The organism is Rosenbergiella sp. YN46, assembly GCF_036620675.1.
Taxonomy (GTDB): Bacteria; Pseudomonadota; Gammaproteobacteria; order Enterobacterales; family Enterobacteriaceae; genus Jejubacter.
Map to the genome: position 1 here is coordinate 167907 of NZ_JAZHEE010000001.1, position 24694 is coordinate 192600.

At 58.0% G+C, this 24694-nt stretch carries 18 protein-coding genes; 2 read left to right on the top strand and 16 right to left on the bottom strand.

Annotated elements, in window-relative coordinates; genetic code table 11:
• Positions 1-297 precede the first annotated feature (297 nt).
• From mukB to cmoM, 4 genes are read right to left on the bottom strand one after another with little or no spacing between them, the layout of a single operon-like run.
• Positions 298-4788, bottom strand: coding sequence for a chromosome partition protein MukB (mukB, locus tag V3W49_RS00830; RefSeq protein WP_500143254.1), 4491 nt, complete (start codon positions 4786-4788; stop codon positions 298-300).
• Positions 4781-5494, bottom strand: coding sequence for a chromosome partition protein MukE (gene mukE, locus V3W49_RS00835; protein ID WP_500143034.1), 714 nt, complete (start codon positions 5492-5494; stop codon positions 4781-4783). Before mukE ends, mukB begins: the two co-directional genes overlap by 8 nt.
• The gene (gene mukF / locus V3W49_RS00840; RefSeq protein WP_500143035.1) at positions 5475-6797 is read right to left on the bottom strand and encodes a chromosome partition protein MukF; all 1323 of its coding nucleotides are present in this window, start codon (positions 6795-6797) and stop codon (positions 5475-5477) included. The genes mukE and mukF overlap by 20 nt, the downstream gene beginning before the upstream one ends.
• A gap of 3 nt (positions 6798-6800) precedes the next feature.
• Positions 6801-7580, bottom strand: a complete 780-nt coding sequence (gene cmoM / locus V3W49_RS00845; protein WP_500143037.1) for a tRNA uridine 5-oxyacetic acid(34) methyltransferase CmoM — start codon at positions 7578-7580, stop codon at positions 6801-6803.
• Between the two features lie 134 nt (positions 7581-7714).
• On the opposite strand from cmoM, the gene elyC reads away from it, so the two are divergent.
• Entirely contained in the window at positions 7715-8491 is a 777-nt protein-coding gene (gene elyC, locus V3W49_RS00850) for an envelope biogenesis factor ElyC (RefSeq protein WP_500143256.1), read from the top strand.
• Here the strand turns inward: elyC and V3W49_RS00855 are convergent.
• From V3W49_RS00855 to serC, 12 genes are all read right to left on the bottom strand, one after another.
• Positions 8471-9364, bottom strand: coding sequence for a YcbJ family phosphotransferase (locus V3W49_RS00855; RefSeq protein WP_500143038.1), 894 nt, complete (start codon positions 9362-9364; stop codon positions 8471-8473). The two genes, elyC and V3W49_RS00855, sit on opposite strands and share 21 nt — an antisense overlap.
• A 125-nt stretch (positions 9365-9489) precedes the next feature.
• Complete coding sequence (gene kdsB, locus V3W49_RS00860) at positions 9490-10236, bottom strand: 3-deoxy-manno-octulosonate cytidylyltransferase (protein WP_500143039.1); 747 nt, start codon at positions 10234-10236, stop codon at positions 9490-9492.
• Positions 10233-10415, bottom strand: coding sequence for a protein YcaR (ycaR, locus tag V3W49_RS00865; RefSeq protein WP_500143041.1), 183 nt, complete (start codon positions 10413-10415; stop codon positions 10233-10235). Before ycaR ends, kdsB begins: the two co-directional genes overlap by 4 nt.
• A 35-nt stretch (positions 10416-10450) precedes the next feature.
• Complete coding sequence (locus tag V3W49_RS00870) at positions 10451-11692, bottom strand: winged helix-turn-helix domain-containing protein (RefSeq protein WP_500143042.1); 1242 nt, start codon at positions 11690-11692, stop codon at positions 10451-10453.
• 54 nt (positions 11693-11746) lie between these two features.
• Positions 11747-12727, bottom strand: a complete 981-nt coding sequence (lpxK, locus tag V3W49_RS00875) for a tetraacyldisaccharide 4'-kinase (protein ID WP_500143044.1) — start codon at positions 12725-12727, stop codon at positions 11747-11749.
• On the bottom strand, positions 12724-14472 hold the full coding sequence (msbA, locus tag V3W49_RS00880; protein ID WP_500143046.1) for a lipid A ABC transporter ATP-binding protein/permease MsbA: 1749 nt from the start codon (positions 14470-14472) through the stop codon (positions 12724-12726). Before msbA ends, lpxK begins: the two co-directional genes overlap by 4 nt.
• A gap of 43 nt (positions 14473-14515) precedes the next feature.
• A complete protein-coding gene (locus tag V3W49_RS00885) occupies positions 14516-16786 on the bottom strand; it encodes a DNA internalization-related competence protein ComEC/Rec2 (protein WP_500143047.1) in 2271 nt (756 codons plus the stop codon).
• 225 nt (positions 16787-17011) lie between these two features.
• Complete coding sequence (ihfB, locus tag V3W49_RS00890) at positions 17012-17296, bottom strand: integration host factor subunit beta (RefSeq protein WP_500143048.1); 285 nt, start codon at positions 17294-17296, stop codon at positions 17012-17014.
• Positions 17297-17387: 91 nt separating this feature from the next.
• On the bottom strand, positions 17388-19061 hold the full coding sequence (rpsA, locus tag V3W49_RS00895) for a 30S ribosomal protein S1 (protein ID WP_500143049.1): 1674 nt from the start codon (positions 19059-19061) through the stop codon (positions 17388-17390).
• 110 nt (positions 19062-19171) lie between these two features.
• Positions 19172-19849, bottom strand: coding sequence for a (d)CMP kinase (gene cmk / locus V3W49_RS00900; protein ID WP_500143051.1), 678 nt, complete (start codon positions 19847-19849; stop codon positions 19172-19174).
• Between the two features lie 253 nt (positions 19850-20102).
• Positions 20103-21389: a 3-phosphoshikimate 1-carboxyvinyltransferase gene (gene aroA / locus V3W49_RS00905; protein ID WP_500143258.1), complete on the bottom strand. Its 1287-nt coding sequence runs from the start codon at positions 21387-21389 to the stop codon at positions 20103-20105.
• A gap of 67 nt (positions 21390-21456) precedes the next feature.
• Positions 21457-22545, bottom strand: a complete 1089-nt coding sequence (serC, locus tag V3W49_RS00910) for a 3-phosphoserine/phosphohydroxythreonine transaminase (RefSeq protein WP_500143052.1) — start codon at positions 22543-22545, stop codon at positions 21457-21459.
• Positions 22546-22833: 288 nt separating this feature from the next.
• Between serC and ycaO the strand changes: the two genes are divergently transcribed.
• Entirely contained in the window at positions 22834-24600 is a 1767-nt protein-coding gene (ycaO, locus tag V3W49_RS00915) for a 30S ribosomal protein S12 methylthiotransferase accessory factor YcaO (protein WP_500143053.1), read from the top strand.
• Positions 24601-24694: the final 94 nt, after the last annotated feature.

The window sequence follows — 24694 nt, forward strand, 5'->3', positions numbered from 1 at the left end:
GCTCTTACTCTCAGTATATAAAGAGAAAAATGGCTTTGCAGCGCCAAATGTAAAGAAATTTAAAGACCCGAAACCACAAAGTCAATGGAAGAAAAGAAGAGGCCCCTCACCGGAAGGGCCTGAAACTGATGACAAACCTGGGCCGAACGCGTTCGGCCAGAATTACCAGAAAAATAAACACGGAAAATCAATTCATTGATTTTCGGCTGATAACCACAAAGAGGGAAAAACCACGTTTTTTCCCTCTTTGTCATCAACCTGAGGCCCCTCGCGAGAAGGGCCTCTGTTCAGCCGCGATCAGGAAGCGTCAGCGTCCGGTTCGTCGTCCTCGTCCGGCTCCGCTACCATCGGCTCGCTGCGCGGTAGCGTCTCCGGCAGCGTAGCGGCAAATCCGCGTAGCCCCACCACGTGTACGTGTTCGGTGTTCTGAACCACCTTACGCACCAGCTTATAGGTAGTACCTTTCTCCGGACTGATGTTTTCCGGCGCCGCGATAACCAGCTGCATCTCCAGACGCTCGCACAGTTCGAACAGGGTGTTGATGGACCGGGCGTCAAGACGCGCCGCTTCATCAAGGAACAGCAGACGACACGGCGAGATATCTTTACCGCGTAGACGGCGGGACTCTTCTTCCCAGGACTGCACCACCATCACCAGGATCGACATACCGGTACCGATGGCTTCGCCGGTAGAGAGCGCGCCGCTCTCGGCGCGCAGCCAGCCGTCTGAGCCTCTGTTGACTTCTACTTCCATCTCCAGATAGTTACGGTAGTCCAGCAGCTCTTCACCGATGGTTTGCGCCGTACGGTTGCCCATATCGATCTGCGGGTTCAGGCGCTGGTACAGCTTCGCCAGGGCTTCAGAAAAACTCAGGCGACTGCTGTTAAACAGATCCTGATGCTGTTCATGCTCGGCGGACAGCACCTCCAGCAGCGTGGCGTGGGCCTCTCGCACGTTCACGTTGAGCCGCACGCTATTCACCTGGCCAAAGGAGACGCTCTGCAGCCCCTGGTTCAGCATCCGAATACGGTTCTGTTCGCGCTGGATGGTTTTACGAATAATATTCGCCACGCTGCGCGAGCTGATAGCCAGCTTCTGCTCACGGGCGGTCAGCTCTTCCGTCAGGCGGCCCAGTTCGATCTCCATCTGTTCAATGGCCTCGACCGGATCGTCAGTGCGTATGATATCCTGGCGGATACGCTCGCGCAGATGCTGGTAAACCGCGACAAAGAACTGAATCTTGCGCTCCGGCCGTTTCGGATCTTCTGACATCCGCAGTACGTCACGCAGATGCTCATTATCCGCCACGGCCTGACGCAGGGCGCCGAGCGCCTTATCCGACATCGAACGCAGATCGTCGCCAGACTGATAAGCCAGCTCGCGACGGTGCAAACGCTTCTCGACGCCGTTCTCTTTGACCATGCGCATCACCGCGCACCAGCCCGCTTTGGCGCTCACCACCTGCTCACGCTTCTCGCGGTAATCCCGCTCCTGACGCTTCAGGCGGCGGGTCAGGTTTTCCATTTCCGCTTCGCAGTACGTCAGCTGTTTTTCCAGCTGATTGCGACGGGCACGGTTGTTGCTGAGCGCGGTATGCAGCTCATCGCGACGCATCCGGGCGCGCTCTTCCGAACCGGCATCGGCACGCACGCCAATGTCTTTCAGTTCGCGATAGAGGTCGGCCAGCAGTTCGCGTTTGGTGTCGAACGAACTCTTCAGCGAGGCCAGCAGCTGATGATACTGGCTGAGCTGGGCGGCATGGCTGCGCAGCGCTTCACGGGCTCGGGTACGCTCGGACTCCGCCTGCTCCAGCCGACGGCGCAGCTTCTCATTGAGATCGCTGTTGCCGCTCAGCATCTCTGCCGAATCGCTGTAGCTAAAGTGGGCGCGACGCTGCACCACTTCGGTCAACGCAAAGGCCTGCTGGCGCGCTTCGCGCTGCACCTGCTGCGCGTACTGGTAATCCTGCTTGAGCTGATCGAACTGCTCGGGGTCGTTTTGCAATACCGACGCCACCTGCTCCAGGCGCGTCAGTTGGTTGCCATGCTGCTGAATAAAGCGTACGGCCTCCTGCGCTTCATCCAGACGCTCCTGAATTTCATCGCAGCGGTCGGCCAGAGTTTCGTCTTCCAGCAAACTCAGACGCGGCAACAGACGGTTAAGCTGCGCCACCCCCTCTTTCGCCAGTGAAAACTGCGCCTGCTGCTGTTGGTTGTCACTTTCATGGGTGCTTAACGCACGCTCAATCTCAGTTTTACGGCTATTGAGCTGACGAATTTCCGCTTCGGGATCGTCCTCGAAAGCCACCGACAGGTGCTGGCCGATAAAGCGACTGAAGGCCTGATGCAGACGCTGGGTCTTCTGAACGTCGAACGCCAGAGTGGCGTAGCGCTCCGCCAGCGTTTCGCGCTCTGCGTGCAGTGATTCAATACGGTTTTCACGCGCGGCACGGCCAAACAGCGGCACTTCCGGAAAGCGGGAATAACGCCACTGGCGATCCGCCACCTTCACGACCACCGCCCCTTCCAGCTCTTCGGCGCCGAAGACGCTATCGTCGAAGGACTGCGGATCCCCTTCTATCAGGTAGAGATCTTCCGGACAGTCTTCCAGCGCGTCGAGCTGTTCGCGAATCTGCGAAAGATCCGGAACGACGATAGCGTGGCGCGACGGGCCGTAGAGCGCCGAAAAGTACGGTGCATCTTCCAGACTGACGTCATCGTAGATTTCCGACAGCAGAACCCCGCCGAAACGCTCCGCCAGCACGCTCAGCCGACCGTCATCGGCACCGCCAGGCTGACTCAGCCGTTCGATCTCTTCATCCACGGCGCGCTTGCGGGCGCCGACTTCGTCGCGCTCCACCGTCGCTTCGCGCTCGCGTTCCAGCAGTTGCTGAAGGTACCCGGTCACTTCCGCGCCGCTGGCGAACTCTTCCCCACTCTGTTCGCTAATCTGGTTCAGGCTGTTACGGGCCGCCAGCCAGACTGGCGCACGCTGGGTCAGCAGACGAATCCGCCCCTGCAGCTGTTCCAGCTCCTGACGCAGATTCATGCGCTGTTCGCTGGCTTCGCTGACGCTGTCCTGCAGATCGGCAATACGCGCTTCCAGCTCCTGCTGCAGCGCTTCCAGCTCATCGGGCTGATACTCACGCCCCTGGCGTTTACAGAATTCCGCCAGCAGGCGTTCCGCCTCCTGCTGTTCACGCAGGCGCTGTTCCAGTTCGCTCAGGCGCATACGCAGCCCCTGAGCCTGCTCCGCCTGGTGACGCTGTTCGGACGCATCGCGCAGCAGATCGCGCGCCACAGACCAGGCCTCGCCGCGGCTCACCGGGCCATGAATGGATTCAACCAGCCTGAAGGCCTCCTCGAACTGGCTGTGAGCGGTCTGAGAGACGCTCATCTTCTGCTCAAGATTCAGCAGCTTTTCCGTGGCTTCCTGCTCGCGAGCCTGGAAAGTTTCCTGCCATTCGGCGGCGCTGTCAGGATCGAGATCCGGCAGATGACACAGCTCCCTGGCGCGCTCCAGCGCCTGGAGCGCCTGCTGATACTGAATAGCGCGAGTCTGCTGTACGTCGAGGGCCTGCTGATAGTCGGCAAGCTGGCTCTTCAGCTCGTCTACCTCCAGCTCCGCCGCCTCAGTGCGGGCCTCGTTCTCTTCCTGCATCTCCTGAGATTCAGCGACAATCTCGCTCTGCTCTTCCAGACGAATCTGCAACTCTTCCAGATCCGCCTCATAGCGTTCAATTTTTTCCTGCTGGCGCAGCGCCGTCTGCACCAGGTTCAGGTGATCGCTGGCCGCCTGATAGTCGGTTTCCAGATCCCCTTCGGCGCCGGCGTGCTCCGCCAGCTCACGGGCCATCTCGACATGTTTGTACTGTTCGGTAGCAAGCTGCTGGCGGCCGGTATAGAGCTCACGCCGCAGATCCAGCGCCTGATCCAGATGGATGCGTCGCTCATTGGCATGACGCATGTAGTCCGCCGCCACGTAATTGGTAGCTTCGGAGATCAGGTGTTTAAACAGATCGCGATCCGACTGGGTGACGCGAATCGCCTCCAGGGTCATGCGGTTTTCGCGCAGCGCCGCTTCCATATCCTGAAACGCTTTACGCACTCCGCCGTTTTCCGGCAGCAGGTAGTCGCGCAGGGAGCGGGTAATGGCGCTGGAGATCCCGCCGTAGAGCGAGGCTTCGATCAGCTTGTAGTACTTGCTGCGATCGGACGCGGAGCGCAAACGACGCGCCACCACCCCAAGATCGAACATCAGCGAGTGGTAATCGGTAATGGAGTTGAACTGCTTGAACTGCACCCCCTCCATCGCTTCCATCTTGTCCCGCAGCTCCTGAAGCGTCAGCACGCGCGCCTGACGATCGTTGAGCGTTTCGGTCAGCAGTTGGGTCGGCTGAATCGCCATCGGCAGTCCCTGAATGGCGAAAGGCTTGATATCCACCTTGCGATCGCGACCGGCAATCTGCTGCAGACGCACCCCCACCACCACGCGCTGATGGCGTGAGTTCACCACATCCAGCACCGAATAGCAGACACCGGCGCGCAGCTTGCCGTGCAGGCCCTTATCGCGCGAACCGGACGTCGCTCCGGCCTCGGTGGTGTTACGAAAGTGCAGCAGCGTCAGATCGGGAATCAGCGCCGTCACGAAGGCCGCCATGGTCGTGGATTTACCGGCACCGTTGCCCCCGGACAGCGTGGTAACCAGCGCATCCAGATCGAAGGTACGCGCGAAGAAACCGTTCCAGTTAATCAGCGTCAGCGAACGAAATTTACCGCGTTCAATCATTGTCATCCTCGACGTTATCCTGGGAAGTTTCATCACTGTCGTCGTCATTCAGCTGCAGATGGGATTCAACGGGCATCGCCTCGCCGTCCCGGATAATGCGCAGCTGCGCCTCGCGCGGGTCATCCCCGGTGCGGACATCGGCGCCGAATCGGAAGACCGACTCCATAATGCGGAATTTGCTGCTGTCATGGCCGGTAAACCAGACCATGCCGAGACGACGCAGTCGGTTCAGTGACGCGCGCACCTTTTCCTGCAGCTTCTGACGGTCGAGATCTGAGCCCGTGGAGCGGTTGTTCACCAGCTTCAGCAGTTTGCTCTCGTCGGCCAGTGCCAGCAGCTCATCGTAGAGCTCCTGCTGGGTAAAGATCCCTTCGTTAGCCAGGCGTTCCGGGCTGAGATAGAGGTAGCAAAGGATCTTGCCCACCAGCATGTCCAGCTCGGAAAGCACCGAACGCGGAATCAGCGTGGTGGAACGCGGACGCAGATAGAAAAAGCCCTCCGGCGCACGGATAAGCTCCACGTTATAGCGGGCGTAAAACTCTTCCAGCTGCTCCTGAAAATCCATTAAAAAAGCATGGTTATCCAGCTCATCCAGCCCAATATGACGACCAGAGCGTAACTGGCTGTCGAGAGCCGGAAACAGTGGATTCGCCAGCGCCTGCGCCAGCTTCACTGGCATTAATTGTTCAATATTTATCGATGACATGCGCCTGTACCCTGGCTCCGTAATCGTTAATCGGCTGCCACGGAGCTGGCATACCGAGGAAATCTGCCTCTGCCACGCCCAGGCGCACGGCCTGGTCGACGACAATACGCGCCACGTCAAAGTGGCGAGCGCGCGGATATTGCGCCAGATACTCACGCATTACAACGCTAAGATCCAGCGGCACGTTTTTCTCTTTGTAGACCTTCAAGGCCTCTTCGATCATACCGGCCAGCTGTTCGCGAATCTCGTTAAACTCTTCAAACTCCAGATCCACCGGCAGCTCGCCGGTCACCTCTTCGTCGCGCAGCGCCATCTCTTCATCGCGCATATCAAACAAGCGGTCAGCAGAAGCATAGGTCAACGCCCAGGGGGCGTCGAAATAGTTCTGTACCGACTGACGCAGACGCTGGGCGAACACCCGGTTCTTGTCCATATCGATGGCGGTACGGATAAATTTGTGTACGTGGCGGTCATAGCCGATCCACAAATCCATCGCCTGCTGCCCCCAACTGACGATGCGATCGAGCTTGCTCTGCAGTTCATAGACCAGGCGGCTGACAAAGTGCAGATCCTCGCGACCGATAATGGCCTCCTGAATCTGCAGCAGGTTAGCCTGCAGTTTGTCACCGGCCGCTTCCAGGGTGTCCTGCAGTTCACGCAGCGTGCCAGAAGTTTCCGACAGCAGAAGTTCGCAGCTGCTAATGGCCGCGCGCCAGTCCTTATTCAGCAGCTGGGCGATATCGTCTTTCACCTGCTGCTGCTGTTCGTCCATCACCCGCTGGGTCAGATCGATACTGTCGAAAATCTCCGCCACCGAATACTTCAGCGGCGCGAAGACGTTGCGATGCCAGTGAAACTCGTCGCCTCCTTCCACGGAGGCGTCCGCCGCTCCCTTAAGCTCGCCCGCGACCACGGAAAGCTGCATCGAAAGGCGCAGGGTCGAAAATTCGCGCTGGCGGATATAATAATCGGTAATACCGATGCCCAGCGGCGTAAGACGGTAAATGGCATTGCCTTCCGTCAGCTCGCTGGTAAAACGGTTAAGCAGACGCTGGCGCACCATATCGTTGATTGCGTTATTGGCGCGCTGGGCGATAGTTTCGCCGCTTTGTCCATACGCATCGCTGACATGGCGGAAGGCGTCTACCAGCTCCCCTTCGCTCAGTTCTCCATCCAACCGTTCGCCGTTCAGCGTGGCTATCGCCAGCAAAAAAGCCAGCCTGTCGCCGGGCAGCGAGATGGAGAAGTCGTTTTTTCTGGCCCAGGCAACCAGTTCTGGTACTGTCTGGGAAAAATCACTCATAGTTTATCCCTGATTTTCCGGCTTTTGCGCTGTTACATGGATGTAACGCCCCAGACTTATCCAGGGCTCCTGACGGCAGTATGCGGTCTCCAGCGCCAGGAGTTGCTCAAAACATTCGCGTTGCTGCTGCTTTTCCCGCAGATAGTCATGAAATACTCGCACGCCGGTCTTACCGGTAATAAGCCAGCCAATCTGCTCCAGCCAGTCATAAACCTGTTCCGGCCGTAGCGGATTGTCCGGCGACAGGGTGCGCTTTTTACGTTTGGGCATACCCTGCTGCACGTAAGTGAAATTACCGGCCACCATATTGTGCAACAGCAGACCGTTCGCATTATAAAACATCAGCGACAGAGCGCCGCCAGGTTTCAGACAAGACCACAGAGTGTCCAGCATCGACCGGGGATCGGAAACCCACTCCAGCACCGCGTGAAACAATATCAGATCGACGGGGCTTTCCAAATAATGAGCAACTTCCTGGGCGGCACAATGTATAAAATGCATGTTCCCGCTCACACCTTTCTGCTCCGCCGCCTGTCGGGCGCGGGCCACCATTTGCGCCGAAAGATCGCACAGGGTCACCTGATGCCCCAGCGCCGCCAGACGGCAGGCCATCTGCCCTTCGCCGCCGCCGGCGTCAAGAACGCGCAGCGGCCGGGCAGGCAGCCGGGTCAGAAGCGGCTCCAGATCCTGCCACAAAATCGCCTGACGCAGCTTACCTTTGGTAGTGCCATAAATATTGCGGGCAAACTTTTCAGCAATGTCATCAAAATTGCGATCGCTCATCGCAACAGATCCCCGATCTCATGCCCCCATCGGGCAAAGGCGCTATTTTGTCATACCCGGGCGGATAATGAACCCTTATGATGTATGATCACCGGGTTTTAACCGTTATATGGTCAAAAAAGGAACCGGATTTGCTGCTTTTTGAACTCAAAAAATATATCGGCGGCCTGCTTCTGCCGCTCCCTTTTCTGCTGCTGATGATGGGAGTCGCCATCGCGCTGCTGTGGTTCAGCCGCTGGCAGAAAACCGGGCGTACGCTACTGACCCTGAGCTGGCTGACGCTGCTGTTGCTAAGCCTGCAGCCGGTGGCCGACAGACTACTGGCGCCGCTTGAATCACGCTATCCAACCTGGCGCGGCGGGCAGCCGGTCAGGGATATTGTGGTACTGGGCGGCGGCTACACCTGGAATCCGGAATGGGCGCCGAGCTCTAATCTGATAAATAACAGTCTGCCGCGGGTAGCGGAAGGCGTGCGGCTGTGGCTGGCGAATCCGGGATCGCGGATGATCTTCACCGGTTATTCGTCACCGACTAATCCGGTCACCACCGCCGAGGCCGGCGCCCGGGTGGCGGAAAGCCTGGGCGTGCCGCGCAGTGCAATTGTCACGCTCAACAGCCCCAGGGACACCGAAGAGGAGGCCGCCGCTGTAGCTCGCCTGTTAGGGGATCACCCCTTCCTGCTGGTCAGTTCCGCCTCACATCTGCCCAGAGCGATGATCTTCTTCCACCGCCAGGGGCTGCACCCCATTGCCGCGCCGGCGAATCAACTGGCGATTACCTCGCCGCTCCAGACCTGGGAAAAAATTATGCCCTCCCCTTTGTGGCTGATGCACAGCGATCGGGCGGGTTATGAAACCCTGGGTCGACTCTGGCAGTGGGTAAAAGGCGAATTAGCTCAGCCAGGGAAGTAGCTCTCTGGCGGCGCGGTCAAAAGCAGGGCGATTGATATGGCCGCAGGTCACCAGACGCGCTACTTCGCTCCACAGCAGGTAGAGCCAGCGCCGCCACAGGAAGGATTCCGCCACCGGCGCCCGTTTCAGGTAATGCCATAGCAGGCTTTCCGGCATGCCCTCTTCCCACAGGCGAAACAGCTCATATTCCCTGGGCGCCCACAGCGTCACGCCGGGGTTAATGGCGGCAATCAGCTGATCGCTGCGGGCATCCTTAAGCAGACTACGCAGCGTCAGATTGCCGTGTACCATCACCGCCACGTCATCCGCATCGCTGAGCAGCGTCGCCAGCGCCGCTCTGGCGCGCCACAGGGTGCGCATATCCTGCATCGACAGCCCGGTACTGGTGAACTGGCCCAGGGTGCTCCACAGCACCTCGACCCGCTGCCGGTACCAGTCAGACCAGCGGTTATGCTGAATGCTGTCGATATCTCCGACATAGCCGCCGCTATCCACCCTATGCCAGCTCAGAAGCGCTTCGACAATCTGATCCTTCAGATGCGTCCAGCGCTCCGGGGTGCGGGCAGGCGCCTCTACCGGCACACCCCGCAGACGCTCCATCAGCAACAGTTCCTGACCAACGCGATCGTCATGGGTGATGACGCCGTAAACCACCGGCAGCCGCACGCTGCCATGGCGCGCCAGCTGAGACATTTTCAGACCACAGCGGGCGGCCACCCCCGGCGAGCTAAAGCATTTTGCCAGTAGCGGCAGCGGATGCCCCTGGCTGTCATAGAGCGCCCACAGCACCGAATCAGGCGCTTCGCTGACACACTCCAGACGGCTTAACTTTTCTCCCAACAGATGACTCAATTCCCTGCGCAAACGTTCCATGACCTCAATACCTCCGGAAAAACCCACTTTTTATAATGGTACCGATGGCAGTGAAATGCTTCCCGCCAGATCAAATCCTTGCCTGTGAGCATAAAAAAACCTCCGTACCGGAGGTTTTTTCTGGTTTAGCCCATCGCAGCGCGAACCCGTTCAAGATCTTCCGGGGTATCCACGCCGGTGCCGGGCACCTGTCGTGCTACCGCCACGTGGATTTTTTCGCCGTACCACAGCACCCGCAACTGCTCCAGCTTTTCGAGCTGCTCAAGCGGGCTGGGCGCCCAACTAACGTAGCGACGAATAAAACCGGCGCGATAGCCATAGATGCCAATATGACGCAGCAGCGAATCGCCAATCGCATCGCGGGAATGGGCAAAGCGGTCGCGATCCCAGGGAATGGTGGCGCGGGAGAAATAGAGCGCGAAGCCGTTTTTGTCGCACACGACCTTCACCGCATTTGGGTTAAAGGCCTCTTGCGCATCCTCAATCGGCACCGCCAGCGTGGACATCCCCACCCCGCTGGCAATCAGGTTTTCCGCCACCTGACGCAGGTTTTCCGGCGGGATCATCGGCTCATCACCTTGCAGGTTCACAATCGGCGTATCATCGGCAAAGCCGCATTTTTCCACGACTTCCGCCAGACGCTCGGTACCGGACTCATGGTCGGCTCGGGTCATGCAAACCTCGCCTCCCGCAGCCTCTACGGCTTTCGCCACGTCAGCGTGGTCGGTCGCCACGATAATACGCGCCGCGCCCGACTCCCGGGCGCGCTCCAGCACGTGAACAACCATCGGTTTACCGTGAATATCCATCAGCGGTTTGCCCGGCAGTCGGGACGACGCATAGCGGGCAGGAATAATGGCAACGAAACTCATGAGGTAGTCTCTTCCGCACTAAGTGAACGGGCTTCGGTTTCCAGTAACACGGGAATGCCGTCGCGCAGTGGAAAGGCCAGACCATCCGGTTTGCAGATAAGCTCCTGGGTTTCTTTATTGAACCAGAGTTTGCCGTTACAGACCGGGCAGGCCACGATTTCAAGTAGGCGATGATCCATAAATCCTCCAGAATGGATCGGGTAGCATAAGGCATTCAGCATATCACAGCCGCGCCGGGAATTTCCCAGCCTTTGCCCCATGGCGCTGCCAGCACGGAAGGAAGCTGGCGGCAAACGACACGCGCGGCCCCCTGCCAGCGTGCGAAATCGCTTATCATCGCCTGTATCCCGTCAATCATGCCCTGCCCAACGCGCGCCTGTGGTTCCAGCCACAGGCCGATAATTTCCAGAATGCCGTCGCGCCGCGCCATTCTGGCATCCATGCGCCCCACCAGCTCGCCGCGCCACAGCAGGGGCAGCACAAAGTAACCATACTGCCGTTTATCCGCGGGGGTATAGCATTCCAGGCGGTAGCGGAAGCCGAACAGCTGTTCGGCGCGTTTACGATCCCACACCACGGGATCAAAGGGCGACAACACTGTGCCATGGGTGGCGCGCAGCCGCCCACTGCGCGCGCGATCCAGCAGCGGCGCCAGCGAGTGGTGCAGCCACATCTCTCCCAGGCCTTCGACCTCAACCGGTATTATTTGCCGGCTCGTCTGCCACTCTGCCAGCAGAGGCTTTAGCGCCACGTGGCGCAGGCGATAATAGTCGGCCAGCCAGGCGGCGCGAAAAATCCCCAGGCTGCGGGCGCTGTTTTCCAGCATTCGTCGTTCGGCTTGCTGCCGGGGAAGCAGATCACGCTCGTCGCACCAGTCTGGCATCACCCGCTGAGTCAGATCGTAAACGCGCTGGAAGTTGCGGCGCTCACGTACCATCAGACGACCGTCGGTAAACAGCCCCTCCAGATGACGCTTATGCGGTTTCCAGTCCCACCAACCGCTACCTCCCTTGCGCGGATGTTCAAAATCGGCGGCGCGCACCGGTCCATGGCTTTCGATATGGCTTAATAATGCATCAATCTCTTGTCGATGTTCACGCATCCACTGAGCCCGATACTTCCAGCCCATTTTTTCCGGTTCCAGCATACGGTGGCGCACCAGCGCAAAATCGTCCCGGGGCAAAAAACAGGCCTCATGGGCCCAGTATTCAATCAGATCGCCACGTGCCAGCGCCTCGTCCAGCCAACTCATCGGCCAGGCTCCCAGTCTGCTGAACAGCACCAGATACGGGCTACGGGCGACGACGTGGATCGTGTCTATTTGTAACAAGGACATCCGGGAGATGGCGGACAGCATCGCCTGAGGGCCGGCGGCACGCCGCGGTTTCAGCAGCAGTCCCTGAGCGGCAAGATGGAGCCGCCGGGCGGCTTGCTGAGAAAGGGGAGTTCTGGTCACGAGATGCCTCTACGCCTTTGGGCGCCAGGGCCGCATCTCTACCGCAGAGCGGCCTTAACGCACCAGGTTAAGCAGTTCGGTTATCAGACATTCAGCCCGATCGCCAGTTAATTGCGCCTCTACTGGTAGGTACCACCAGTTTTCACGGGCGAAAGAACGACACTTAACCGCATCCTTTTCGGTCATTAACAGGGTCTGGCCTGGCTCACAGAATCCATTGACCTGGGCTTCGCTCAGGGCCTGGTGATCCGCCAACGCCTGCGTCTTTACAGGCCGAACGCCGCACTCTTCAAGGGTGGCGAAAAAGCGCGGGGGATGACCAATACCCGCTATTGCCACAACATCATTGAGCTCACAAACAGGACGGCGCTCGCCGCTCAGCAAATTTACGGCCTCGCCAGGCACCAGGCGCATCGCGATTTCGCCAGGATGCGGCTGACCACCGTTAGCAATCACCGCATCTACCGATTTCAGCCGCCCGGCACGTTCGCGCATCGGGCCTGCCGGCAGCCACCAGCCGTTGCCGAACCGACGTACGCCATCCACCACCACCACCTCTTTATCACGCGCCAGCGCATAATGCTGCAGGCCATCATCCGTGATAATAATCTGCGGCGGCGTTTCCAGCGCCAGCAACGCCTGAACCGCCTGACTGCGTACTGGCGCCACCGCCACCGGCGTGGCGGTACGCTGGTAAATCAGTACCGGCTCGTCCCCCGCCTCAGCGGTGGATGTCTGCGGTGTAAGCAGTAACGGGTAGCTGGCGGCTTTACCGCCATAGCCGCGGGAAACCACGCCGGGGCGTACCCCGCGCCGCTGTAGCTGTTCCACCAGCCACACTACCACCGGCGTTTTGCCGTTACCGCCCGCGGTCAGGTTGCCCACCACCACGACCGGCACCGGCGCCTTCCAGACCTTACTCCAGCCCAGCCGGTACCCCAGCCGACGCACGCCGCTGATTAGCCCATACAGCAGGGAAAACGGCAGCAGCAGCAACCAGAGCGGCGAACGTCCGGACCAGATTCTCTCTATCATTGGCCAAACTGCATCCGGTGAAGCTGCGCGTAAACGCCTTTATGCTCCAGTAGCTCGGTGTGCGAGCCGCGCTCCACAATACGACCGTCTTCCACTACCACTATCTGATCGGCCTGTTCGATAGTAGAGAGCCGGTGAGCAATGACCAGAGAAGTTCGGTTTTTCTGGAGTTCATCCAGCGCCGCCTGAATGGCGCGTTCGGATTCGGTATCCAGCGCCGAGGTGGCTTCGTCGAGGATCAGGATCGGGCTGTCACGCAGCAGCGCGCGCGCAATAGCAATGCGCTGACGCTGGCCGCCGGAAAGCAGTACCCCGTTTTCGCCAATCACCGTATCCAGGCCATCGTCCATTTTCTCGATAAAGTCCATGGCATATGCCATGCGCGCTGCCTTTTCGATATCTTCGCGACTGTACTGTTCAGTACGCGCGTAGGCGATATTGTTAGCGATGGTATCGTTAAACAGGTGTACGTTCTGAGAAACCAGCGCCACCTGGTTACGCAACGACGCCAGGGTATATTCGCGGATATCGTTGTCATCGATATGAATGGCACCCTTATCGATATCGTAGAAGCGGGTAATCAGGCTGGCAATCGTCGACTTACCCGAGCCAGAGCGCCCCACCAGCGCCACGGTCTTCCCTGCAGGAATGGTCAGACTGATATCGCGCAGCGCAGGAATTTCACGTCCCGGGTAGGTAAAAGTCACATCACGGAACTCAATATCCCCCTGAGAGCGTTCGATAACCTTCGTACCGGTATCTTTTTCCTGCTCGGTGTCGAGGATGCTGAACAGCGTCTGGCAGGCTGCCATACCGCGCTGGAACTGAGCGTTCACGTTAGTCAGCGATTTGAGCGGACGCATCAGCGCGATCATGGACGAAAAGACGACGGTAATGGTCCCGGCCGTCAGGTTCTCCATCACGCTGGGGAAGCTGGCGGCATAGAGCACGAACGCCAGAGCCAGAGAGGCAATAAGCTGGATCAGCGGATCGGAAATAGAGGTAGCGGAAACCATACGCATCCCCTGCTGACGCATCTTGTTACTCACCTTGTTGAAACGCTCGGCTTCCACCTGCTGGCCACCGAAGATAAGAACTTCTTTATGGCCTTTCAGCATCTGCTCTGCGCTGGTGGTCACCAGCCCCATGGTGTTCTGCATGTTCTTGCTGATGCTACGAAAGCGCTTAGACACCACGCGAATAGCGAAGGAAACGATAGGCGCCAGCACGATCAAAATCATCGACAGCTGCCAGCTGTAGTAGAACATCATGATAAACAGGCCGATGATCGATGCCCCTTCGCGCACCACGGTAATCAGTGCGCTGGATGAAGAAGAGGCCACCTGCTCAGAGTCATAAGTAATGCGCGACAGCAGCGTACCGGTGGACTGCTTATCGAAAAATGCGACCGGCATCCCCATCATGTGGTTAAACAGGCGACGTCGGATGGTCATAACCACCTTTCCGGAAACCCAGGAGATACAGTAGCTGGACACATAGCTGGTCACGCCGCGCAGAACCATCAGCCCAATGACTACCAGCGGCATCCAGAGCAGCACGGAACGGTCGGTTTTACCAAAGCCGTCATCCAGTAACGGTTTGAGCAGCGATAGCATATAGGTATCGCTGGCTGCATTGAGGATTAAGGCTATCCCTGCCACGATCAGACCCATTTTAAAAGGCGCAATTACCGGCCACAGTCGGCGGAAGGTCTGCCATGTGGAGAGATCTTTATCGTTGTGCATTAAGTCGAACCAGCTGTTAGCATTGATGAAATAGCCGCATATTCTACCTGTTAACCGGGGCCACGCCAAACCACTGATGATACCAACGGGGCAAAATTTGCGCTCTGAGGCTCATCAGCTGCGGTTTTTCCTTCCCAAAGCGTAGCGTAAGCTGGCCGTGTCGCGCTGTGTCGTACCACGCGATATGGCGTTGCCGGTAGCGCCTGACCACCACGACAGAAGGCAGTCGCCAGGCGCTGTAACGCGCCAGCGAGGCGATCGCCAGCTGCGGGTTGACCTGACGCAATAACATCGCCGTGGAGGAGGTTCGGCTGCCATGATGAGGAACCTGCAATACATCGGCGCGTAGCGCATCGCCCTGGCTGCGCACCATCGCCTGCTCGGCAGCTTTTTCGATATCGCCAGTCAACAGGATACTGTGACGTCCGTCGCTAATCTTTACTACGCATGAGCGATTATTACCCACGCCGCGCCAGTCGCGAGGGGGCCAGTGCACTGAAAAATCCAGCCCCTGCCAGCGCCAGCGCATCCCCTGCCAGCAGGGAAGATGATCTTTTTCTCCCAGCGGGCTTCGCACCCGCATCATCGGCCAGATAGCCCTCAGGCTTTCCAGCCCGCCGGCGTGATCCAGATGTTCATGGCTCAGAATCAACCACTGCGGGGTAAGATGGCGCCAGCGCAGCCAGGGGGCGATAGTACGCTGTCCGGCATCGCCCCCCGGCCAGCGATTTCCGCTGTCATAAAGCAGCACACGTCCGTTGCGCTCCACCACTAGCGCCAGCCCGTGGCCAATATCCAGCATATGCACCTGCCAGCCGGTTATCTGTTCCTGGCGCCACAGCGGCATAGTCAGCAAGGCCAGAATGCTCAGCGTTACCCCGGGAAAATAGCGCCACCCCCGCAGGCGATACAGTACCACGCCGAACCAGGGAAGCAGCATCAAGGCGGCAATACGGGCATCCAGTTCCAGCCACCCGACAGGCAGAGCGTTCAGGCTGTAAAATAGCGCCGCCAGTGAGCGATCCGCCGCCCACAGAAATCCGTAAGCCAGCGTCGGCATAGCCAGCGTCAGCAATGCGGCCAGAATTAGCGGTACGGTTATAAATGACACCAGCGGTACCGCCAGCAGATTAGCGAACCAGGTGGTCAGACTGATGCCATGAAAAATGGCCGCCTGGAGCGGTAACAGCAACAACCCAATCCCCAGCTGTAGATGACACAGCCCCAGAGGGTAACGCAGCAGTAGCGCAAGGCGTTGCCCGGTAAAAGGCACCCACTGATACCAGAACAGCAACCCGGCCACGGCTCCCGCAGAAAGCCGGAAACTGTCGGAAAGCAGCGCCATGGGATCGGCAATCAGAATGCCTGCCACGCAGCACAACCAGACTCGCCAGCCGGGCCAGTCCCGCCCGTTCAGACGCAGTAGCGCCCAGATGCTCAGCGCGCACAAACTGCGTAACGCTGGCGGCTCTGCGCCAGACAGCCAGGTATAAAGCGCAGCAAACAGCAGGCTGATGAGTAGCGGGAAACGCCAGCTGAGGCGCGCAATTCCCGCTAACGGCTGTGCCAGACGCGCCAGCAGCCAGCCAGTGCCCGCAGCCAGCCCGATATGCAGTCCGGATATCGCCATCAGGTGTGCCGTTCCGGTATCACGCAGCAGCCTTTTCGTTCCGACAGCAACCTGCCCTCGCTCGCCAAAAGCCAGAGCCATCAGGGTCTCCCGCCACTCAAGCCCCTGAATCAGCATTCGCGTTCGCGCCACCAGTGCTCCCCGCAGACCACAATCACCATGAGTCAGGCTGGCAGAGACGACCTGACCCCGAAGAACCTCAGCGCGAGCTAAGCCATAGCGTTGCGCATCAAAGCCTCCCTGATTTAACTGACCGTGGACAGGCGATAGCCGCAATACCATTTTCCAGCGTTGCCCGGGGCACGTTTTTTCGTCGCTCATAAAGCCGTGAATCCGTACCCGCGGCCCCGAAATCAGCCAGCGCTGGCCGCGGCGCAGCAGTTGTATCTGGCGTATCTGCCCATCTTCTGTCCGGGTTACCCTCACATCGGCCTCAAGCGGACGTCCTGTCAGCGCCTGTGTGGGCCACAGCGCGGCATGCGCCGCCAGCAGCCCCCAGCAGGCAAGACACAGAAGCAGTGCAAGATAGCGGCTTATTCGTGCTACGCGCCTGGCCCGACAGCCGGCGGCGCAGGTCGCCAGCGCCATCAGGCCATATATCCAGCCCATTCCAGGCAGCGTTGGTAGCCACAGCAGAGGCATCAGACCGATCAACACGCACAGAGATACTCCCGTAACCGACACCGTCACCTCCTTTTTTGCCCAGTCTGGTGACCAAAAGGGACGGCGTCATCCGGGTAATATCAGATTTGCATGGCGTTATCCGATAAAAACATGCGCCGCTGTAACGGCAGCAGTTGAACCGGAAGCAGGATTCAGAAATCAGCAGAGGAAGGAACAACAAAGCGCGGAAGTCGAAAAAGAAAAAGGCGCCACTCAGAGCGCCTTTTCGCATCAGTCAGGCTGTGCTTAACCGTAGATATTAGCGCGATCGCGTAACTCTTTACCCGGCTTAAAGTGGGGAACGTATTTACCTTCCAGCTCCACTTTATCGCCCGTTTTCGGGTTACGGCCAACGCGTGGCGCGCGATAGTGCAAGGAGAAACTGCCAAACCCCCGGATTTCAATACGCTCGCCCTGGGCAAGAGTAGAGGCCATATGTTCCAGCATCTCCTTCACCGCATCTTCCACGGCTCTGGCCGGGATATGGGTCTGCTGGCTGGCAAGTCTTTCAATCAATTCTGACTTGGTCATGTTTCCTCCGGTTTCCTTCAGGAATAGATTTTACAGCTCTCATCGAATAAAGGCGGCCGTAGCCGCCTTTCTATTTAGCGCCCTTACGGGATTACTCGCCTTTCGCCGCTTTGAAAGCTTCAGCCATAGCGTTGGTGAAGTTGCCTTCTTCCTGCTTGCTGTTAACGGAAGCGATAGCGTCTTTCTCGTCAGCTTCGTCTTTCGCACGAACAGACAGGCTGATCACGCGGTTTTTACGATCAACGCCGGTGAATTTAGCTTCAACGTCGTCGCCCACGCTCAGCACCTGAGTGGCGTCTTCGATACGGTCGCGAGAAGCTTCAGAAGCGCGCAGGTAACCCTCTACGCCGTCAGCTAATTCTACTGTAGCACCTTTTGCGTCCACAGCGGTCACTTTACCGTTAACGATCGCACCTTTCTTGTTCAGCGCAACGTAGTTGTTGAACGGATCTTCTGCCAGCTGCTTAACGCCCAGGGAGATACGCTCACGCTCTGCGTCAACCTGCAGAACCACGGCTGCGATTTCATCGCCTTTCTTGTATTCGCGAACGGCTTCTTCGCCAGCCACGTTCCAGGAGATGTCAGACAGGTGAACCAGACCGTCAATGCCGCCGTCCAGGCCGATGAAGATACCGAAGTCAGTGATAGACTTGATCTTACCTTCAACGCGATCGCCCTTGTTGTGGGTCTCAGCGAACTGCTGCCACGGGTTGGCTTTGCACTGCTTCAGGCCCAGGGAGATACGACGACGCTCTTCGTCGATGTCCAGAACCATAACTTCCACAACGTCACCAACGTTAACAACTTTGGACGGGTGGATGTTTTTGTTGGTCCAGTCCATCTCGGAAACGTGAACCAGACCTTCAACGCCTTCTTCGATTTCAACGAAGCAGCCGTAGTCAGTCAGGTTGGTCACGCGACCAGTCAGCCTGGTGCCTTCCGGGTAACGCTTAGCGATAGCAACCCACGGATCCTCGCCCAGCTGCTTCAGGCCCAGGGATACACGAGTACGCTCGCGGTCGAACTTCAGCACTTTAACAGTGATTTCGTCGCCCACGTTGACGATTTCGCTCGGATGCTTAACGCGCTTCCAGGCCATGTCAGTGATGTGCAGCAGGCCGTCAACGCCGCCCAGATCAACGAATGCACCGTAGTCAGTGAGGTTCTTAACGATACCTTTAACTTCCATGCCTTCCTGCAGGTTTTCCAGCAGCTGATCGCGCTCGGCGCTGTTTTCAGACTCGATTACCGCACGACGGGAAACAACAACGTTGTTACGCTTCTGGTCAAGCTTGATTACTTTGAATTCCAGCTCTTTGCCTTCCAGATGCACAGTGTCGCGTACCGGACGCACGTCTACCAGGGAACCCGGCAGGAACGCACGAATACCGTTCAGCTCAACAGTGAAGCCGCCCTTGACTTTGCCGTTGATAACACCAGTAACGGTTTCTGCTTCTTCGTAGGCTTTTTCCAGCATCAGCCATGCTTCGTGACGCTTGGCTTTCTCACGAGACAGCAGGGTTTCACCGAAACCGTCTTCTACTGCATCCAGAGCAACGTCAACTTCGTCACCCACCTGGATTTCAAGTTCGCCCTGGGCGTTTTTGAACTGCTCAGCCGGAATGGCAGACTCAGACTTCAGACCGGCGTCAACCAGAACTACGTCTTTGTCGATAGCAACGACAACACCGCGAACAATGGAACCCGGACGGGTTTCGATTTCTTTCAGGGACTCTTCAAAGAGTTGAGCAAAAGATTCAGTCATGTTTAATCTTCAGGATCACTTTTTTAACGTCCACCTGGCTTCATGCCGGATGGGGTTGTTTAACATGCCCGCAAACACTCCCTTGCCGCGGGTACTGCAAATTCTGTCGCTTATGCGAGCGCCAGCTTTTCGCGGGCGTATTGTAGCGCTTTTTCAATCACTTGCTCAATGCTCAAACGCGTTGAGTCCAGCACCAGAGCCTCTTCTGCCGGCACCAGAGGCGCTACCGGCCGGTTACGATCGCGGGAATCACGTTCCTGTATCTCGGCCAAAAGGCGCTCAAAGTTAACACTAAAGCCCTTCTCCTGCAACTGTAGCATACGGCGGCGCGCACGCTCTTCAGCAGAGGCGTCAAGGAAGATTTTCACCGGCGCGTCGGGGAAAACGACGGTGCCCATATCGCGCCCGTCGGCAATGAGTCCGGGGGCTTCCCGGAAGGCGCGCTGACGACGCAGCAGCGCCTCACGAACCCGGGGAAACGCCGCGGCCTTCGATGCCGCATTAGCCACCTCCTGGGTGCGTATTTCGCCGCTGACATCTTCGCCTTCCAGAATGACCTGCAAATCGCCTTTGTCCGCGACAAAGCGCACATCAAGGTGGGCAGCCAGGGGCGCCAGCGCCTCTTCGGATTCCAGATCTACCTGGTGGTGCAGCGCTGCCAGCGCCAGTACCCGATAGATCGCGCCCGAATCCAGCAGATGCCAGCCCAGAGCGCCTGCCAGCGCTTTACAGAGTGTGCCTTTGCCAGCGCCGCCGGGGCCATCGACCGTAATTACGGGTGCCGTCATCTTGTTCTCCTTTTATAGCCTGCCCCCCACTCCCGACCAGCGATGATGGCGGCAATACGCCACCGGATGCTTGCGGGATACGTCGGGCACAGGCGGCCATACGTAAACGCGGCGCATTATACGCTGCAACTCGCCCGACTGTTATCCTAAATACGTCATATCCGGAACTATCAGGCAGAGTGTAGAAGAATTCAGCGATAGGGAGTGTAATAAAGCGTCAGGAAGAGGCCCAGGATTCAGGCCTCTTTATCTGTCAGGCGAGCGTGCTGATACCAGCAAGTTTGTCGAAATAATCCGGGAAGGTTTTGGCAGTACAACCGGGATCCTGAATGGTGACCGGCGTATCCGACAGCGCCACCAGCGAGAAGCACATCGCCATACGGTGATCGTTGTAGGTGCCGATTTCAGCAAATTTAAGCTGCTGCGGCGGCGTGATGCGAATGTAATCTTCACCCTCTTCCACTTCAGCGCCGACTTTGCGCAGTTCGGTCGCCATTGCGTAAAGCCTGTCGGTTTCTTTCACCCGCCAGTTGTAGATGTTGCGCAGGCAGGTGGTGCCGCGAGCGAACAGCGCCGTAGTGGCGATAGTCATGGCCGCATCGGGAATATGGTTCATATCCATATCGATACCGTTCAGCTCACCACGAGTACAGGCGATGTAGTCATCGCCCCAGACGATCTTCGCCCCCATTTTTTCCAGCACGTCAGCAAAACGAATATCGCCCTGAACGCTGTTACGACCGATACCGCTCACGGTAACGGTACCGCCCCGGATAGCCGCAGCAGCCAGGAAGTATGAGGCCGAGGAAGCGTCACCTTCGACCAGATAGTCGCCTGGAGCCTGATACTGCTGGCCGGCTCGGATAGTAAAGCGCTGATAGTTATCGTTTTCCACGACAACGCCGAAGCTCTTCATCAGGTGCAGCGTGATGTCGATATAGGGTTTTGAAACCAGTTCGCCCTTAATGGTAATCAGAGTGTCTTCCGGCGCCAGCGGCGCGGCCATCAGCAGCGCGGTCAGAAACTGGCTGGAAACGCTGCCGTCAACTGACACATTTCCGCCGCAGAACCCGCCGCGCAGGCGCAATGGCGGATAATCCTGCTGCTCCAGATAATCGATCTGCGCGCCCCCCTGACGCAGCGCATCCACCAGATGGCCGATGGGGCGTTCCTTCATGCGCGGTTCACCGGTCAGCACGATATCGTTGTCCGCAAGGCTTAGCGCCGCCGCCAGCGGACGCATAGCGGTACCGGCGTTACCCAGAAACAGTTCCAGCGCGCCGGATGCGTGCAGCGGGCCACCCACACCGGTCACTTCGCAGGTGGTGCGGTCGTCGGCAAGCCGATAGCTCACGCCAAGCGCCTTAAGGGCATTAAGCATATGGCGCACGTCATCGCTGTCCAGCAGATTAGTCAGGCGCGTGGTGCCATGAGCCTGGGCCGCCAGCAGCAGCGCGCGATTAGAAACGCTCTTGGAGCCGGGAAGATGAATAGCGCCGTCCACGCGAGCAACGGGCTTCAGGGTCAGGGATTCCTGCATAAAGTCAAAAACTCTCAATCAAAATAACCCGCCCCGCAAGGCTTGCGGGGCAAAGACGCGATACGGATTACCCGTGGCGTCGTTCAAAATCGACCATAAAGTCGGTCAGCGCTTTTACGCCTTCCAGCGGCATCGCATTATAGATAGAGGCGCGCATGCCTCCCACAACGCGGTGGCCTTTGAGCGCATGCAGCCCAGCGGCGAAGGACTCTTCCAGGAACAGCGCGTCCAGCTTGCTGTCCGCCAGCTGGAACGGCACATTCATCCGGGAGCGGTTAGCTGCGGCCACATCGTTGCGGTAGAAGCCACTGCGATCGATAGTACCATACAGCAGCGCCGCTTTTTGCTGGTTGATAGCCTCCATGGCAGGTACGCCGCCTTTGCCTTTCAGCCACTTAAAGACCAGCCCCGCCAGATACCAGGCGAAAGTCGGCGGCGTATTGAACATGGAGTCGTTTTCGTTAAGTACGGTGTAATCCAGGATAGACGGACAGGCTTTACTGGCTTTGCCCAGCAGATCTTCGCGCACGATAACCAGTGTCAGTCCCGCCGGGCCGATATTCTTCTGAGCGCCCGCATAGATCACGCCAAAGCGGCTAACGTCGATAGCGCTGGACAAAATGGTAGAGGAGAAATCCGCCGCAACGACCACCTCGTCACCGAAATCCGGCATTTCGTCGATGGCGATGCCGTCGATGGTTTCATTCGGGCAGTAGTGAAGCCATGCGGCACCCGGCGTCAGCTGCCATTCGCGCATCGGCTTCAGGGCCCGCTTGCCGTCAACGGTAATTTTGGCATCAATAACGTTAGGCGTCAGATACTTCTTCGCCTCCTTAACGGCGCTGGCTGCCCAGTAACCGCCATCCACATAATCGGCGGTGGTTTTATCCCCCAGCAGGTTTAACGGCAGGGCCGCAAACTGGCCCCGGCCTCCGCCATGGCAGAACAATACCCGGTAGTTATCCGGTATCCGCAGCAGATCGCGTAAATCTTTTTCCGCCTGTTCGGCTACTCCGATAAACGCCTTACCGCGGTGGCTGATCTCCATCACGGAAGTCCCCAGCCCCTGCCAGTCGCGTAACTCTTCCTGGGCCTGTTTAAGAACATCTACCGGCAACATAGCCGGGCCGGAACTAAAGTTATAGACCTGCGTCATTTCCCTCACCGAATGAATTAAGCAATCTGTTTATTCTGTGGCTATCGGTTTTATCACTCAGAGGTGCCGCCTGCAACGGATAATCCCTGAGGTTAAGCGTTTGCCGTTCGAAGCGAACAACAGATTCCACCAGAAAAATTCATCGTTCTGGCAGATATGTCTACCACTCCGATACATCCCCCGCTTCAGCACGCCATTTTTCTTTATTTCCCCGGCGCCGGGAAGATGGCACGCCGTCGCCAAAACCCGTATCATTGCGCGCTTTGCGTACGACGAAAGTGAACAGCTATGACTCAAACCTTTATTCCCGGTAAAGACGCCGCGCTGGAAGACTCCATCGCCGGCTTCCAGAAGAAGCTCGCCGACCTGGGCTTTAATATTGAAGAAGCCTCCTGGCTTAACCCGGTTCCCAACGTCTGGTCCGTACATATTCGCGATAAGGATTGCCCGCTGTGTTTCAGTAACGGCAAGGGCGCGACCAAAAAGGCGGCGCTGGCATCAGCGCTGGGCGAATATTTTGAGCGCCTGTCCACTAACTACTTCTTTGCCGACTTCTGGCTGGGAGAAACCCAGGCTAACGCCCCCTTTGTGCACTACCCCAACGAGAAGTGGTTCCCAATCCCCGAAGATGATGCCCTTCCTGAAGGGATCCTGGATGCACGACTGCGCGCTTTCTACGATCCGGATCGGGCGCTGACCGGCAGCCAACTGGTCGATCTGCAAACCGGCAACGCCCGACGCGGCGTATGCGCCCTGCCCTTCGTCCGTCAGTCAGATAATCAGACCGTCTATATTCCGATGAACATCGTCGGCAATCTGTACGTCTCCAACGGGATGTCGGCAGGTAACACCGCCAACGAAGCGCGGGTTCAGGGGCTGTCTGAAGTGTTCGAACGCCATATTAAGAACCGGATTATCGCTGAAAGCATCAGCCTGCCGGAGATTCCGTCTGAAGTTCTGGCTCGCTATCCCGGCGTGGTGGCCGCCATTGAAAAACTGGAAGCGGAAGGCTTCCCCATTTTCACTTTCGACGGTTCGCTGGGCGGTAAATATCCGGTTATCTGCGTGGTGCTTTTTAACCCGGAAAACGGCACCTGTTTTGCGTCGTTCGGCGCACACCCCGACTTTGGCGTGGCGCTGGAGCGTACCGTAACCGAACTGCTCCAGGGACGCAGCCTGAAGGATCTGGATGTCTTTACGCCGCCAACCTTCGACGATGAAGAAGTTGCCGAACACGCGAACCTGGAGACCCACTTTATCGACTCCAGCGGTCTGATCTCCTGGGATATGTTCAAACAGGATGCCGACTACCCGTTCGTGGACTGGAGTTTTTCCGGCACTACGGCCGAAGAATTTACCGCCCTGATGGCCATCTTCCAGGCCGAAGATAAAGAAGTGTATATCGCCGATTACGAGCATCTGGGCGTTTACGCCTGCCGTATTCTGGTTCCCGGTATGTCCGATATCTATCCGGCGGAAGACCTGTGGCTTGCCAACAATAATATGGGCAGCCACCTGCGCGACACTATCCTGAACCTGCCGGACAGCCGCTGGCAAAAAGAGCAATATCTGCAGTTGATCGAGCGTCTGGATGACGAAGGACTGGATGATTTTACCCGGGTTCGCGAACTGCTGGGCCTGGCCACCGGGAAAGACAACGGCTGGCATACTCTGCGCATCGGCGAACTTAAGGCCATGCTGGCGCTGGCCGGCGGCGATCTGGAGCAGGCGCTGATCTGGACCGAATGGACCATGGAGTTTAATGCGTCGATCTTTAGCCCGGCGCGTGCCCGCTACTATCGCTGCCTGCAAACGCTGCTGCTGCTCTCTATGGAAGAAGAGCGCGAGCCGCTGCAGTACCTGAACGCCTTCGTGCGTATGTACGGCGCCGAAACCGTGGAAGCCGCCAGTCAGGCCATGAGCGGCGAAGCGCCGTTCTATGGACTGCAGACGGTGGATAACGACCTGCATGCCTTCCCGGCGCACCGCGCCCTGCTGGAAGCCTGGGAAAAACTTCAGCGCGCCAAAGCGCAATTCCAGGAAAAAGCGCAATAAAATTGATTCTACCCCTCTTGGGGTAGGCACTCTTTTGTTATATTACGGGGCGTTTTTGGCGCCCCGTTTTTTATTTTACGCGGCGCCTTTTAAA